Origin of the sequence: Streptomyces sp. NPDC048496, from assembly GCF_043200055.1 — a bacterium.
Lineage (GTDB): Bacteria > Actinomycetota > Actinomycetes > Streptomycetales > Streptomycetaceae > Streptomyces.
In genome coordinates, this window is the sequence record NZ_JBICXB010000021.1 from 24,033 (window position 1) to 38,732 (window position 14,700).

13 protein-coding genes and 1 pseudogene are annotated in these 14,700 nt (G+C 69.1%); 5 read left to right on the forward strand and 9 right to left on the reverse strand.

Features of this window, described 5'->3' with window-relative positions:
- Positions 1-11: 11 nt before the first annotated feature.
- Entirely contained in the window at positions 12-986 is a 975-nt protein-coding gene (locus ACGFSA_RS19870; RefSeq protein ID WP_393305875.1) for an alpha/beta fold hydrolase, read from the forward strand.
- A gap of 167 nt (positions 987-1,153) precedes the next feature.
- Here ACGFSA_RS19870 and ACGFSA_RS19875 read toward each other — a convergent pair whose 3' ends face one another.
- From ACGFSA_RS19875 to ACGFSA_RS19910, 8 genes and pseudogenes are all read right to left on the reverse strand, one after another.
- Positions 1,154-2,356 carry an alpha/beta hydrolase gene (locus ACGFSA_RS19875; RefSeq protein ID WP_393305989.1) on the reverse strand — a complete coding sequence of 401 codons (1,203 nt, stop codon included), beginning with the start codon at positions 2,354-2,356 and terminating at the stop codon, positions 1,154-1,156.
- 491 nt (positions 2,357-2,847) lie between these two features.
- Positions 2,848-4,419, reverse strand: coding sequence for a N,N-dimethylformamidase beta subunit family domain-containing protein (locus ACGFSA_RS19880; RefSeq protein WP_393305877.1), 1,572 nt, complete (start codon positions 4,417-4,419; stop codon positions 2,848-2,850).
- 329 nt (positions 4,420-4,748) lie between these two features.
- Positions 4,749-5,753: a hypothetical protein gene (locus tag ACGFSA_RS19885; protein WP_393305879.1), complete on the reverse strand. Its 1,005-nt coding sequence runs from the start codon at positions 5,751-5,753 to the stop codon at positions 4,749-4,751.
- Positions 5,754-5,769: 16 nt separating this feature from the next.
- Positions 5,770-6,039 (reverse strand): hypothetical protein, encoded by a 270-nt coding sequence (locus ACGFSA_RS19890; RefSeq protein ID WP_393305881.1) that lies wholly within the window; start codon positions 6,037-6,039, stop codon positions 5,770-5,772.
- A gap of 74 nt (positions 6,040-6,113) precedes the next feature.
- Positions 6,114-7,112 carry a PQQ-binding-like beta-propeller repeat protein gene (locus ACGFSA_RS19895; protein WP_393305991.1) on the reverse strand — a complete coding sequence of 333 codons (999 nt, stop codon included), beginning with the start codon at positions 7,110-7,112 and terminating at the stop codon, positions 6,114-6,116.
- A 9-nt stretch (positions 7,113-7,121) separates the two neighbouring features.
- Complete coding sequence (locus ACGFSA_RS19900; protein WP_393306005.1) at positions 7,122-7,466, reverse strand: hypothetical protein; 345 nt, start codon at positions 7,464-7,466, stop codon at positions 7,122-7,124.
- 355 nt (positions 7,467-7,821) lie between these two features.
- Positions 7,822-7,980, reverse strand: a pseudogene (locus ACGFSA_RS19905) (hypothetical protein); the annotation flags it as partial.
- A gap of 161 nt (positions 7,981-8,141) precedes the next feature.
- Entirely contained in the window at positions 8,142-8,651 is a 510-nt protein-coding gene (locus tag ACGFSA_RS19910) for a hypothetical protein (RefSeq protein WP_393305883.1), read from the reverse strand.
- Positions 8,652-9,414: 763 nt separating this feature from the next.
- On the opposite strand from ACGFSA_RS19910, the gene ctaD reads away from it, so the two are divergent.
- Together ctaD and ACGFSA_RS19920 are read left to right on the forward strand one after the other, a co-directional pair.
- On the forward strand, positions 9,415-11,145 hold the full coding sequence (gene ctaD / locus ACGFSA_RS19915; protein ID WP_393305885.1) for a cytochrome c oxidase subunit I: 1,731 nt from the start codon (positions 9,415-9,417) through the stop codon (positions 11,143-11,145).
- Between the two features lie 39 nt (positions 11,146-11,184).
- Entirely contained in the window at positions 11,185-11,514 is a 330-nt protein-coding gene (locus ACGFSA_RS19920; protein ID WP_393305887.1) for a hypothetical protein, read from the forward strand.
- A gap of 533 nt (positions 11,515-12,047) precedes the next feature.
- On the opposite strand, the gene lpdA is transcribed toward ACGFSA_RS19920, so the two are convergent.
- Positions 12,048-13,460: a dihydrolipoyl dehydrogenase gene (gene lpdA / locus ACGFSA_RS19925; RefSeq protein WP_393305889.1), complete on the reverse strand. Its 1,413-nt coding sequence runs from the start codon at positions 13,458-13,460 to the stop codon at positions 12,048-12,050.
- A 653-nt stretch (positions 13,461-14,113) separates the two neighbouring features.
- On the opposite strand from lpdA, the gene ACGFSA_RS19930 reads away from it, so the two are divergent.
- The gene (locus ACGFSA_RS19930; RefSeq protein WP_393305891.1) at positions 14,114-14,311 is read left to right on the forward strand and encodes a hypothetical protein; all 198 of its coding nucleotides are present in this window, start codon (positions 14,114-14,116) and stop codon (positions 14,309-14,311) included.
- A 151-nt stretch (positions 14,312-14,462) separates the two neighbouring features.
- Positions 14,463-14,687 (forward strand): hypothetical protein, encoded by a 225-nt coding sequence (locus tag ACGFSA_RS19935; protein WP_393305893.1) that lies wholly within the window; start codon positions 14,463-14,465, stop codon positions 14,685-14,687.
- The last annotated feature ends 13 nt before the right edge of the window (positions 14,688-14,700 follow it).

The window sequence follows — 14,700 nt, forward strand, 5'->3', positions numbered from 1 at the left end:
GAGAAAACCGGATGAACGCATGGGCGATCTCCGGCACACGGCGTCGAATACTGCGCGCACACGTCACCGTCGCCGGATGTGCACTGGCCCTGTGCGCGTCCGCGTCGGCTCCGGCTGCCGCGGAAGGCGACACGACCGCCACGAAACCCACCGTGGTCCTGGTGCACGGCGCGTTCGCGGACGGCTCCAGCTGGAACGGTGTCATTTCACGCCTCGAGCGCAGCGGCTACACCGTCGTCGCGCCCGCCAACCCGCTGCGCGGGCTGTACAACGACTCGACCTACATCGCCTCGGTACTCGACAGCATCAAGGGCCCGGTCGTGCTTGTGGGCCACTCCTACGGCGGCGCCGTGATCAGCTCGGCCGCGGCCGACAACCCCAGGGTGAAGTCGCTCGTGTACGTGTCGGCGCAGATGCCCGACGTGGGCGAGAGCGGCATGTCGCTGGCCGCGCGGTTCCCCAGTGAACTGGCCACCGCCACCAGGTCCGTCCCGTACCGGGAGAGCGGCCGCAGCGGGACCGACCTGTACCTCAAGCGCGACAAGGTTCACCAGGTCTTCGCCGCCGACCTGCCGGTGAGCCAGGCGAATCTGCTGGGGGCCACCCAGCGGCCCGCCGCTACGACCGCGTTCTCCGAGAAGGCCAAGGTCGCGGCCTGGAAGCACATCCCGTCCTGGGCGCTCGTCGGCCGGCAGGACAAGACCATCAGCCCGGATCAGGAACGCTTCCAGGCGAAGCGCGCCGGTTCGCACACCGTAGAGATCAACTCCTCCCACGTGTCCTTGATCGCCCATCCCGCGGCGGTCGCCGACCTGATCCTCCAGGCGGCCGGAGCTCCCTCCTCCGCCCGGCCGTCCCGGGCGGTCGCCGGGTCCGCGAATGACGTCCGCGCCAAGGCCGCCCTCGCTGGTTTCGCGGGAGCGTCCGTGGCCGCCGGCGCAGGGGCCGTCCTCCTCGGCCGCCGGCTGCGACGCACCCGCCGCTGACGGCGGGCCGACACGGCGCGCCCCTCACGCGTCCTCCGCTTCGGGGCCGACGAGTGGTAGCGCGCCGAGCTGCGCCCTGGCTCGGCTCACAGGTTCAATCCAACCGTGCGGGATCTCCGTCGTCGCCGCGGCAGTCACCGAGCTGACCGCAGCCCACGACGGCGTCCTCACCGCAGATGATCCACGGGCCGCACTCGCGCGCCCCGGTCCGGCTCGCCCCCCTCGATCGGATGTGCCTCGTGGGAGCGAACCGGCCCGCGTGGGGACGTCATTTCGGCCGTCAGCCAGCGGAAGACCTGCGGCACTTGGCGTTTCCACACCCTGATTGTGTGCGGCCCGCGCGCCTCGACCACCACCACCCGTGTCGGGGGTGCTGCCGCCCGCCGCAGCGCGAGGCCGTCACGGTAGCCGTCGTTGCGCCGGCCCGAGAGGTACAGCGCGACGCGCGGCGGGGTGGTGGCGTGGCGCAGGATCCACAGCGGATTGTTGACCCGCCGCAGCTTCGGGTCCCCGGCCGTGAGGGAGACCCGCTCGGCGGCCGGGTCGTTGTAGCCGGAGAGGCCCACGGCGGCCCGGTACCGGTCGGGGTGGGCGAGCGCCATTTTCACGGCGCAGTGTGCCCCGGCCGAGAACCCGGCCACCGCCCAGCCTCTCGCACGGCTCTGCGCGCGGAAGGTGTCGGTCACCATCTGCCGGACGTCCACACTCAGCCAGGATTCGGCGTCCACGACACCCGGCACGTTGGCGCACCCGGTGTCCTGGCCGGCCAGCAGATTGGTGCGCGGCTCCACGAGGATGAACGGGGCGATCTCCCCACTCCGCATCCCGGCCTCCAGTTGCGACTGCACCCGCAAGCCGCTGAACCACGCCTTCGCCGATCCGGGGTAGCCGCCGAGGAGCTCGACCACGGGGAACTTCCGGTTCCGGAAGGCCGGCTGGTTGTACTGGGGCGGCAGCCATACGTACACCTCGCCACGCACCCCCGACACCCGACCGCTCAACCGGGTGACGCGGACGCCCGGGCCCATGCGGGCGTCATGCGCCGGACTGAAGTCCTGGACGACCTTCGGCTCGTTCGCCGGTCGTTTGTGGTCCCCGAGTCCATCGCGCCCAAGGTCCGGCGCGGCGACGATGTGTTGTCCGGTGCCGAGCAGGTCGGCCCAGCTGTCATACAGGCCGTTGGCGTTGTTGACCATCACGAAGACGCTCAGCACGGCCGACGCCTGGGCGAGGACGACCATCGCCAGGCGCACCGCGCCGCGCACCAGGGCGGGGCCGCGTACCCGGCCCCACAGCAGCAGGGGCAGCAGCACGGTGACCACGGCCAGCGCGATCGTGGTCAGGGAGAAAGGTGTCCCCGTCAGGCTCATCACGCCTGGGAGGATGCCGTACGAACTGCGCTGGTTACCCGCTTTTCCGTCTTTTTACGCCGAACGCGAGAGACCGGGGAACGCCATGTTGACGCCAGGGACTGTCGGCCCGTGTCCTCACGGCTCGGTCTCCCTGTGCGCGGGGGCTCCGACGCGCCGGCGGTGCCGCCGCCCCCGGACAAGTCGGCAGGGGCGGCCCAGCGGGTCGGTTCGTGGCGGTTCGAGAGCTGGGCTTGCGCAGGCCGGAGGGCCCCGATGACGTTCTCGGCGGCGTCGGAGACCGCAGGGCGGGTATCCGGACGGGGCGCTCGGGCCCCGTCCCGGCCAGTGACCGCGCTGCTCGCCTGCGCGCTCGGCACCTGCATCGGCGTGCGCCCCACCGTCACGGCCGGTGCCGCCCTGCTCTCGCCGGGGCCGCTCGTTCGGCACGATGACCCGGATACGGAGGACAACGAACGTCTGCGGAACGCCATCGGAGACGGCGGAGAAGCTCAGGGTGGCGGCGGCGGATAGAGGGTGCTCGCATTGTTCCGGGGCTTCGGCCTGTTCCTGCCGCACGGGCCCTCCGCGAACGCTCGGATCAGGTTCTCCGTCGTGCGGGTGACGAACCGCCCGGTGCGTGCGTCCATTCCATGGTTGCGTCCGTTGTCCCGGGTTCCGGCCATAAGGGCCTCGACCCATCGCATCGTCCCGGAAGCGAAGACTCCCGATCCGCTCGGCACGGTGTAGTACGCGGAGTCAGAATGGCTTGGCATGCCTTTGAAAAAGAGCGGGGAGTGCGCAACGACCTCAAGCGGCGCCGGGGTGGGCGTCCCCGGCGTGACCCGGTCGTACTCCACCCCGACCAGATGGTCGAAGGAGTCTCCGCGCCTGACCCCGGTCCCTTCGAAGAGCCAGTGGTCGTCGGCATGGACCACATACGGGGCGTCGACCGGATAACCCTCGTAAAGGACGCCGGTGAGGGAGGATTCGGGGTCGGCTCCGGGCGGCTGTCGGAAGTCATGTGTCGGCAGGGCCGGATGGTCAGTGAGGTAAGGGTCTGCCCGATAGTCCGATTTGTAACAGACCACCGTGCGTGCGTCGCCGGTGGGTCCCCGCTCCAGCCTGATCCGGCGGAAGCAGGCGTTGGCGCCGAGGAAGGCCACATTGGTACCGGAGTCACGCGCCCGGGTCACGTGGTCCCGTTGCTGTGGGCTCCAGTACTCGTCGTGGCCCAGGGAAAGCGCCGCGCTGGCGCCGCGAAGCACGCCGGGTTCGCGGTGGACGTCCACCCCCGTGGTGTAGGCGAGCGGAATTCCCAGCCGCTCCGCGAGAACGACTACCGCCCTCTCGTAGACCATGAACTTCTCGGCGCCGCTGCGGTCATAGGGCCGGTCGAAGCTGACAGCGAGCGACCGTGTCCCGTACGCACCGTCCTCGCCCTGATAGAGGCTGTACCCGCCCCAGGCGTTGTACGCCTGCCAGGTCGACGCCGCGTGCATCAGCACTGTCCTGCCCACGCCGGACGCCGAACGGACGATCAACGGCACATAGCGCTGGTGACCGTTGTCTGCTTCCAGTCGGAGCAGGTACGCACCCTCCGGCCAGCCGTCGGTGCGTACGCCGACCGTGCGCTTCCAGTCGGCCCGCACTGTACGAGTGACCTCCAGCAGCCGGGGCCGGGCCTGGACCGAGCCGGCGATACGGCGCGAACGCCACACCAGGCGCGCCTGGTGTCCCCCGTACCAGCCGACCCGGTAAGCCGAGACCCGGAAGCCGGAAGCGGTCGTGGAGACGTACAGACCGAACTCCTCGCCCGGCAGCACGCTGACTCTGTCGGTGTATCCCTGGACGGCCTCGGGCGTTCCCTCCGAACGGATACGCCAGTCGGGGTTTCCCGCGCGGGTCCGCTCACCGTCCCCGGTGGACCGGGTGGCACCGGGCGGGGTGGTCTCGGCGCGGGACCCCTTCGCAACGGAGGAGCGGCAGCCGGCCGCCATCGCACCAGCCACGGCAACAGCGAGGAAATGCCTGCGCTCCAGACGCCCGGGCGCCCCGTCGTCCTGCCTCTCGGCCCGCTCCATGTGATCCGCCAAGTGTTCCCGCCGCGACACCGTCACAGGCGATCGTCCCCCGGCACGCGCTCGCGGACGAGCCGAATCGGGCACACGGGGCAGCGCCCGTGATGAGCCCCACCATGCGCAGAGCCGCCTCGGTGACCGAGGGGGTGCGGACGGGCACATCACGACCGCGAACGCGGTGCTGGTGCCAAGGCGTCGCACCGCCGACGGGCGCGGGAGGGAGAACGTCTGCCCGGCCCGGCGTCCGCTCGTGGAGACGCCGGCTGAACTTCTGGTGGTGGCTGACACCGAGGACGGGCACGTGGACGCCCGCCGCCGCCCCTTGCCGTGGATCACGATGCGAGGACGCGGCCGGCGGCGACTGCTGATGCCACGGTGCCGCCGATGACGACGGCCCAGGCAGCGACGACCGGGACGCGGGTGCTCCAGGTGCGCAACGCGGGCGAGGTCGTCGCTCGGGCGAGAAGGGCGTCGCGACCGCGTAGCACCGCAAGGCCGACGGCGGTCAGGGTCAGCGCCATGCCGGCACCGAACGCCGCCACCATCGCGACGGCCGCGCCGACCCGGCCGGTCAGCAGTCCACTGAGGAGGACGAGGAACGCCGACGGGGAAGGGAGCAGGCCGCCGGATGTGCCGAGCAGCAGGATGCCGCGCCAGGTGAGCAGAGACGCGGACGTCGGGACGTGGTGGCTGTGGTCGTGGTGATCGTGGTCATGCCCGTGGTGGTGACCATGGCTGTGGCTGTGCTTCCGGTTGGTCAGGTGGCGCCGGAGCAGGCCGATGCCCACGGCGACCACGACCAGGGCTGCGGTCAGCTGCAGCCAGTTCGTCACCGCTGCGACGTCCGGTGCGTGTTGGGCGGCGAGCCACCAGCCCACGGCGAGTACGGCGACCGACGCCGTGTGCATGACTGCGACGATGGCGCCGAGCCACACCGCGTCCCGTGCCCTGCCCTGGCCGCCCACGAGGTACCCGGCCGCGAGCGACTTCCCGTGACCGGGGGCGCAGGCGTGGAAGGCGCCCACCGCTACGGAGACGAGAAGGGCCAGTGGCAGTACGACTCCGTGATCCAGCAGTGCCGCAAGGTCTGTGGTCCATATCGTCGCCGGCCCCGTGGATGCGGTGGCGGCGGAGCTGCCTGCTCCGCCGAGGGCGAGGGTAAGGGTGGGGTCGCTCGCCGTGTGCAGGCCGCCGCCGCCTTCCTCGGTCACGGAGATCGTGCGATAGGCCTGGTTGACGTCGGTCAGCGCGGTGATGGTCAGGGCGACCGTGTCCACGGGTTCGGGGCAGGTGTAGTGGATCAGGGCGCCCTTGCTCGCGAGCTGCAGGGTGTCCACTGCGCCCAGCCGGCACTCACGCCCGTCCTGGCGCACGGTGATGTGCGAGCCGAGGTAGGCCGCGTCGTCCCCCCCTGGCCGCCTGGTGCAGGACGTCCAGGTCGTTGCGCTGGGCCGACCAGGTGATCTCGACGGTGCGGCCTTCGGCCTTGACCTGGGCGACCGGCGGTGTGCCGAAGGGGTGTGCCTCGGCCATGCCTGCGGCGCCGAGCAGCGCCAGTGCGGCAGCGAGGCCGATCAGCAGGAGACGGGCGGCGTGGCTGCGGGTGGTGCGGAGGGTGTGCACAGTGGTGGTCCCGTCGGGAGTGGAGCGCCGCGAGTTGCCTCCCCTGGCGGGGGAGGCAACTCGCGGACGGTTGATCAGTGGTCGTTACCGCGCAGGTGGCGGGCGGCCAGTGCGTGGAGCGTGCCGTCGTCGGTGAGGGCGAACACGTAGTCACCGCTGACGGAGAGCGCCGAGGCCACGCCGGCGCCGAGGTTGTACTCGGTCAGTCGCTTGCCGGTGGCGCGGTCCAGGACGACCAGGCGGCCGTCGCGGGTGCCCGCGTACACCAGGTCCTTGGTGACCAGGGCGTGCATCGCGGGCGAGCTGAGGTCCCCGGTGCACCCCACGGGGCTCCTGCCGGGCAGGTAGCCGACCTTGGTCTCCCAGAGCGGCTTGGACGGGTCGGCCGCGCTGGTGTCGTAGGCGCGGATGACGCCGTCGCGGCTGGCGATGTAGGCGGTGGTGCCCCAGATCGCGGGGCTGGTCAGCGGGGCGGGGCCGCTCTCGCCGCAGCCGCTGCCGCCGCCCAGCGGGGACTGCCACAGCACAGCACCAGTGCTGAGGTTGTGCCCACGGACGCCACTGTTCGTCATCGTCACCAGCTGCGGGTCCCCGTTGGCCGGGTCGGTCAGGGCCGGGGAGGAGTGGCTGGCGATGTCGCCGTTGGTGTCCTTCGCCCACAGCTGGCGGCAGCCGACGAGGTCCATGGCGACCACCGTGTTGCTGGAACCGGTGTGCAGGTAGGCGATGTCGGAGCCGGGCCGGCGGACCGCCGTGCTGTGGAACTGGCCCCAGCTCGTTGCGCCGTTGAAGCCGCCCAGCAGGTCGCCGGTCTTGGCGTCACGGCACTCGACCTTGCTCCAGTTCTGGTAGACGGCGACGGTGCGCGGCTCGGCGTTCAGGTCGAAGACGGTGACCGGACCACCGGCCCGGCCGTACCGGCGCACAGTGTCGCCGTACTGCTTCTCGTCCTCGATCTTCTGCCAGACGACGTGGCCGTCCTCGACGTCCAGAGCGTAGATCCGGCCGACAGCGGTGGTCAGGTAGACCTTGCCGTCGTGGTAGGTCGGCGCCGACTCGGCGTCACCGTCCAGGTAGGTGCGTCAGATCTCGCGGCCGGACTTGATGTCGTAGGCCAGCATCATGTGGTTCGGCGAGTCGAACGCCCTGGAGGAGACGATCACCTTGCCGTCCACGACGACCGAACCGTTGAGGTTGAACTGCTCGCCGGTGTTGGCCGCCCACTGCAGGTCGAGCTCGGCGCCCGGGTTGTCGCTGCTGGCGGAGCGCCCCGCTTCGTCGCGGCCCTGACGCAGCCAGTCCTGGCCGGTCTTCGGCGCGGCGATCTTGCCTTCGGGCACCACCGTGAAGGTGTTGGTGACGGTGGGCCACGCCTTGCCGCGAGTGTCGACCGCGGTCATCTCGGCCGTGTAGGTGTCCGGCCGCATGCCGGGGAGGCGGTCGGACCACGGGGTAGAAGGGCATGCCGAGCTTGCCGTCGGTCAGGCCCTTGCGCAGGATGTCGTAGCCGCGCTGACGCCGCGGCTCCGCCGCGTAGTCGGTCACGGTGTTGTCGCCGGTCGTGATCGCCATGGTGGCGCCGTCGACCTCGGACATCGCCTCGACCTGCCTGGGCCACCACTGCGACGCGCTGAGGGCGGCGCCGTCCGTGGTGTTGCTGACCTCGATGTCGGAGTTCATCACCCACTTTTCGGTGGGGTTGGCGGCGTTCTTGTCCTTGACGAGGGCGAAGTCGATGCCGGAGTGCGGGTCTTCGCCCTCCGGGACCTTGTGGAAGAACTGCGGGATGTAGTCCTCGCGCAGTGCGGGGGTGTAGCCGTTCGGGGAGACGATGCTGATGAGGTCGGTCTCCCGGCGGGTCGGATCGATCTGCAGGGTGTACGAGCCGTCGGGGCCGGTCGTCGTCCAGATGGAGCCGTCCGTGACGTCGACCCCGGGCATCGGAGCCTCGCCCGGGTCGCGCTTGCCGTTGCCGTTGGTGTCCTCGAAGACCGTGCCCGTGCCCGTGCCCGTGACAGTGACCGTGACCGTGTTCGCGGTCGCCGCTGCTTCCCCGGCGAGCGGCGCCGCCACGGCCACCTGGGGAGCCAGGAAGGACAACGTCACCCCGCCGGCGACGGCCAGCTTGATCCGCCCGCGGCCGGCACACACCCTGGCGACCAGCTGGGCGAGCTGGAACCGCCCGGTGCGGATCTGCCACACCGCGAGCAGCAGCGCGGCGGCCAGCACGATGCCGAGCGCCACCGCTGCCCACGGGAGGTGGGAAGCGCGTGGGCACCTGTTGCGTCGACAACCGGGGTCTGCGCGTTGGCATTGACCGTGGTGCCGTCGAACTCGACGACGGCCTGGGTCAGCCCGCCCTGCTTCAGCATCGCGCTCAGGTCGAGCTTGTCGACGTGGCAGCCCCACGCGAGCTCGACCACCACACCGCCGGGGACGCCGCCGGTGTCCCCGGCGACGCCGGAGCCGGTGGCGGGGCAGCTCGCGCTCAACAGGTGCGACGCCCAGGCACCCGCCTTCTGCGGTGACACCACGTCACGATGGACTATCAGCCGCCCACTGGTGACGTCGTCCTTGGTCGCGATGACGAGTTCGGCGTGCTGCGGTGACACATGCGCCGCAGCAGGCGGTGCACAGAAACACAGGATGAAGTAGAGCAGTGCAAGGCCAAGGCCAGCTGCTCTTCGGAGGGATCTCATGGGCAGGGAGGCTAGCTTGACTAGACAACTTGCCGGTCCTGGGAAGCGCGATCTTCATCGAACGGTCCACGGGAATTCATGCGTGGGCGCGTGAGGCCTCCCGTGGCGGCGCCGCCCGGCGTCGGTGAGCCGCATGAGGACCGGAGCCCGGATGGTGTGGACCGAGGGCCGCACGAGTGGACCGGGGATGAGCCGGCGGCCTTGCTCTCCTCCGCGCCCGGAGCTTTTCCCGGGCTGGGGGCGCGCTCCAGGCCGGTGTCCGGCTCGCCTTCGGGGGTCTGGTCCGGTTCGGGCATAACGGCGCGTTGGATGCTGAGGAACGCGGTGGCCAGCATGCAGGCGGTGACGTGCCGGTGCCAGGGGGTCCACTTGGGGACCTGGTACTGGGTCAGGCCGAAAGCGTGGACTCATCAGTACTCAGCCGGACACACCGACGAACAGCTCTCGGGGTCGGACAGCGCGGGCAGGGCCGACTTTGGCGAGACACTTCCTTAACAGGAAAACAATTCCCTTCTGTTCGCTCCGGCCTTGGGCATATGAAAGAGCAATCATCCCGGGTGCGGCCCTGATCTCTACTCCGATCGGCCGAATGACCAGCGGCTCACTTCGCCAGCCGGGACCCTCTCGCCTACAGTTCCCGCGTGGCCGGTATGCCGTCGGCCGAAGGAGCGTTGAAGTGGCGAACAGGGTCACCGTCGGACCGGCTGATTCCGACGATTCATACGAGGACGAACTGCCGGCAAAGCAGAAGCGGCCAGGCAGCATCGTCGTGAAATGGGCGACTACCACCGATCACAAGACGATCGGCACGATGTACCTGGTCACGTCGTTCGCGTTCTTTGTCATCGGCGGTGTGCTGGCGCTCCTCATGCGCGCCGAGCTGGCCCGTCCCGGCCTGCAGATCCTGTCGAAAGAGCAGTTCAACCAGTTGTTCACGATGCACGGCACGGTCATGCTGCTGATGTTCGCGACGCCGCTGTTCGCCGGGTTCGCGAACTGGATCATGCCGCTGCAGATCGGCGCGCCCGACGTGGCGTTCCCGCGGCTGAACATGTTCGCGTACTGGCTGTACCTCTTCGGCTCGATCATCGTCGTCAGCGGCTTCCTCACCCCGCAGGGTGCGGCGGACTTCGGCTGGTTCGCCTACTCCCCGCTCACGGACGCCGTCCGTTCGCCGGGCATCGGCGGCGACCTGTGGATCATGGGCCTGGCCTTCTCCGGATTCGGCACGATCCTCGGTTCGGTCAACTTCATCACCACGATCGTCTGCATGCGCGCACCCGGCATGACGATGTTCCGCATGCCGATCTTCGTGTGGAACGTCCTGCTGACCGCCGTGCTGGTCCTGCTGGCCTTCCCGGTGCTCGCCGCCGCGCTCCTCGCGCTGGAGGCGGACCGCAAGTTCGGTGCGCACGTATTCGACGCGGCCAATGGCGGCGCGCTGCTCTGGCAACACCTCTTCTGGTTCTTCGGCCATCCAGAGGTGTACATCATCGCGTTGCCGTTCTTCGGGATCGCCTCCGAAATCATTCCCGTCTTCAGCCGCAAACCGATCTTCGGTTATGTCGGTCTGATCTCCGCGACGATCGCCATCGCGGGCCTCTCCATTACTGTGTGGGCGCACCACATGTACGTCACCGGCGGTGTGTTGCTGCCGTTCTTCTCGTTCATGACGTTCCTCATCGCGGTACCGACCGGTGTGAAGTTCTTCAACTGGATCGGCACGATGTGGGGAGGATCGGCCTCCTTCGAGACACCGATGCTCTGGACCGTCGGCTTTCTCGTCACGTTCCTCTTCGGTGGTCTGACCGGCGTCATCCTGGCCTCGCCGCCGATGGACTTCCACGTCTCGGACTCGTACTTCATCGTCGCGCACTTCCACTACGTCGTCTTCGGCACCGTGGTCTTCGCGATGTTCGCCGGATTCCACTTCTGGTGGCCGAAGTTCACGGGCAAGATGCTGGACGAGCGGCTCGGCAAGATCACGTTCTGGACGCTGTTCGCGGGCTTCCACGGCACGTTCCTGGTGCAGCACTGGCTCGGCGCGGAGGGCATGCCGCGCCGTTACGCGGACTACCTCGCCGCCGACGGCTTCACCCTGCTGAACACGGTCTCGTCCATCTCCTCGTTCCTCCTCGGACTGTCGATGCTGCCGTTCTTCTACAACGTGTGGAAGACCGCCAAGTACGGGAAACCGGTTGGGGTCGACGACCCGTGGGGCTACGGCCGTTCGCTGGAGTGGGCAACCTCCTGCCCGCCGCCGCGGCACAACTTCCTCACCCTGCCGCGGATCCGCTCCGAATCCCCGGCATTCGACCTCCATCACCTGGAGATCAGCTCCATCGAGGAGATCGGCAGACATCCGGCCGCCCCGGCGACAGCGGCGCCGGGGGACGAGCAGGCGTGAGGACAGGTGCCGGAGGACAGCGTGTTCGTAGGGGCTGATATGGAGGACGACGGCCCGCTCGCTCGGCTCGGCGACTACGTCCTGTCGAGTGCGGAGGACGAAGAGGCGCGCCGCCGGGCCGTCCGCTTCGCTGAGCAGCTGCCCTGGCTGACGGCTGCTCAGCGGGCCGAAATCGAACGTGTCTTCGCTGCCGACTGGGCTGCCGCTGCGCGGGCGATCGACGCCCGGGTCTCCGCTCGGTCGGCCGAACTCGTCACCGAGTACGCCACCCGCTACCGATTTCTCAGAACGCGCTGTCTGCTGGCCGTCGCGGCCGGCATCGGCGTGGTGACCGGCGTCCTCGGCGTTGCCATGCTTGTCGCCCGCTGACGTCCGTCCTCCCGGACCGGACCGGCCTGTGAGCCGAGAGAAGATCATGGACAGGGGGCGGGTGCCATACCCGTCAACTGGATTCGCCGGTGCGACGCTCATCGCCGGGTGCCTCGCTGCGTTCAGCTCCTGCGGCATCACAGACCGCCGGACAGGTCTGAACCCGTAGGTGAACGCAAGCAGCTCCCACCGCCCGGACAGACGACCGCCCAACTGGGATTTCCGTAGCCTCCGAACCCGGCAAGCGCACGACGCAGGTGCCTGGTTCCGGCTCCGCAGCCGCGACGCCGGCCCGGGCCGCGCCCGCTGACGTACTCCGCATCAGCGGAGAAAGGCCGGACCCGCTGACAGGTCCCGGGGGCAGGCACATCCACGTTCGGCGACCCCAGGTGCCGAGCCCGACCGGAGTCATGAAGGGTGGACATGCCACAGCCGGTGGCGGGCGACGTGCCGTCGGGGCGGTTTCATGGCCTGCCCCGGCCCCCGAAGACGGAGCCGACGGAGTCCGGGGGCGAACGTGGGGCGCCGCCTTCTCACATGTTGATCATGTGCCCGGCGAGTCCGTGCACGGCCTCCTTGACCGCCTCGCCGAGCGTCGGGTGGGCGTGGACGTTGCGAGCGACCTCGTGGACCGTCAGGTCCCACTGCTGGGCCAAGGTGAGCTCCGGCAGCAGTTCGGTGACGTCCGGGCCGACGAGGTGAGCGCCGATGATCTCGCCGTACTTCGCGTCGCTGATCAGCTTCACGAAGCCGGTCGTGTCGCCCAGGCCGTGCGCCTTGCCGTTCGCGGCGAAGGGGAACTTGGCCACCTTGACGTCGAAGCCCTTCTCGCGCGCCTGCGCCTCGGTCCAGCCGAAGCTCGCGATCTGCGGCTGGCAGTAGGTGGCACGCGGGATCATCGGGTAGTCGAGCTCCATGGTCTCGGCTCCCGCGATGGTCTCGGCCGCGACCACGCCCATCGCCTCGGCTGCGTGCGCGAGCATCAGCTTCGCGGTGACGTCGCCGATCGCGTAGATGTGCGGAACGGAAGTGCGGCAGCGGCCGTCGACATCGATCGCGCCGCGCTCGGTGACGCGTACGCCCGTGCTCTCCAGACCGTAGTCGGTGACGTTCGGTGTGAATCCGATCGCCTGCAGAACCTTGTCGGCCTCCAGGACCTGCTGGGCGCCGTCCTTGCCGGTGACCGTGACGCGGACCTGCGGGCCGGACTCGTCGATCGAGTCGACGCGGGTGGAGGTGAGCACATCAATGCCCAACTTGCGGTACTGCCGCGCCAGTTCGGCGGATACGTCCGCGTCCTCGAGCGGCGCCATCCGGTCCAGGAACTCAACGACGGTGACCTTCACACCGTAGTTGTGCAAGACATACGCGAATTCGACGCCGATGGCGCCGGCGCCCGCGATCAGAATGGACTGCGGCAAGTCCTCGGCAAGGATCTGCTCTTCGTACGTCACCACGCGTGAGGTGCGGCGGGTCCCCGGCAACAGCTTCGGAGTCGCTCCGGAGGCGATGATGCAGTGGTCGAAGCTGACCGTCCGGGTCGAGCCGTCGAAGAGGGCCACGTCGAGCGTGTGCGAGTCCACAAACGTGCCACGGCCGCTGATCTCCGTGATCCCGTTCTTCTTCATCAGGTAGTGGACGCCCTTGACCCGGCCGTCCGCGACACGGCGACTGCGCCGGAACGCCTCGCCGTAGTCGAAGGACACCTGCCCTTCGACCTTGATGCCGAAGGTCTTGGCCTCACGTGTGACGATGTACGCCAGTTCGGCGTTGCGCAGCAAGGCCTTGGTGGGAATGCAACCGACGTTCAGACAGACGCCGCCCCAGTATTTGGCCTCGACGACGGCGACGCGCTTGCCGAGCTGGGCGGCGCGAATGGCGGCGACATATCCGCCTGGGCCTGCTCCGAGTACGACGACGTCGAAGCGCTCATCCTGCTCATCCATGGAAATTTCCTTTCTGATGAGGATCGGCCGGTCCTGCGTAGAGAGCCGGCTCATCCTGGTCGAACAGCCTGTGCACCCAGCTCGGAGGCTGTGGTTTCCGACACCCGTCCGCAGCAGGAATATCACCCGGAAGGCAACGCGGGCGATCGCGTGGCCGGTCACCTCGTCGATCACCTTTCCGTCTCCAGCAGCATGCTCCATCAGCCACCAGGGCGCGCTCCAGCCCGCACGCCGTTATGGCGAGCTGACCTCTTCAGCCCTTCCCCCGGTCGGCTCCTGAAGCCGGGGTGCCACGGCCGACTCGGCGTGGGGACCCTTCGGGAACGGCCGGCTCATCCGGCTCCACGGCACAGTCACGGTTGTCCGTATCCGACTTCGGCTCGGTCCTGCCCCATGGCTGATCGCGGCGAGTCCACCGCCGCTCCTGATGGGCCCCTGTCAACGCCATCGCCCGGACCCGACGGGATTATGCGGACACCGACACGGCCGGCCCGCGACATGTGTTGCTGCGCTGCACCACTGTCCGCAGATGGCTGCCCCGAATCCCGTCGTATCGCGCACGGAGTCAGCCGGATAGGGCGTGTTTCAGAAGTGGCCTGAGATGCTGTTGGTTCGTCACTCCTGATGCCACCAGATCGTCTCCCCTGTTGTACGTGGGAATGACCGACGCCGCCATCGGACGTCAGCTCGGCATAGGGCACCGTACCGTCCAGCGGCGCCTGCAGTCCCTCATGGTGGAGGTGGGGGCGGCCACGCGTTTCCAGCTCGGCTGGCATGCGGCGTGCAGCGGCTGGCTGGACGAGGCGGACGCGCAAAACCTTCCGAACCGGAGTGAAAACAGCGCCGTCTGAGGCGTATTTACGCCGCGACGTGTTCACGCCAGGGACATCTCTTGTACGCGCCACCGACCGTGCCCAAACATCTAGGCACCGACCGCGTGGGGCTCCCGCATCTCACGCAGCTGGGCGAGTTCACGCATCCGTGCGACAGGGGAGGGTTCACGTGTTCCCGACACGACAAAGACGGCTCCGCCGTGTCCTGACCGCCGCAGTGGTCGTCGCGGCCACCGGCTCGACGCTGCTGGCGTCGCCGGCCTGGGCCGACGAGGAAGCGCCGTCGGCCACCACCGTGGCCGGCGATCGGGTGCCCGTCGCGCCCGCCATGACTCAGCGTCTCGATGACACGGTCCGTGAGGGCACCCGGCCCAGGCAGCACGGGCTCACCTGAAAGCCCATCAGGA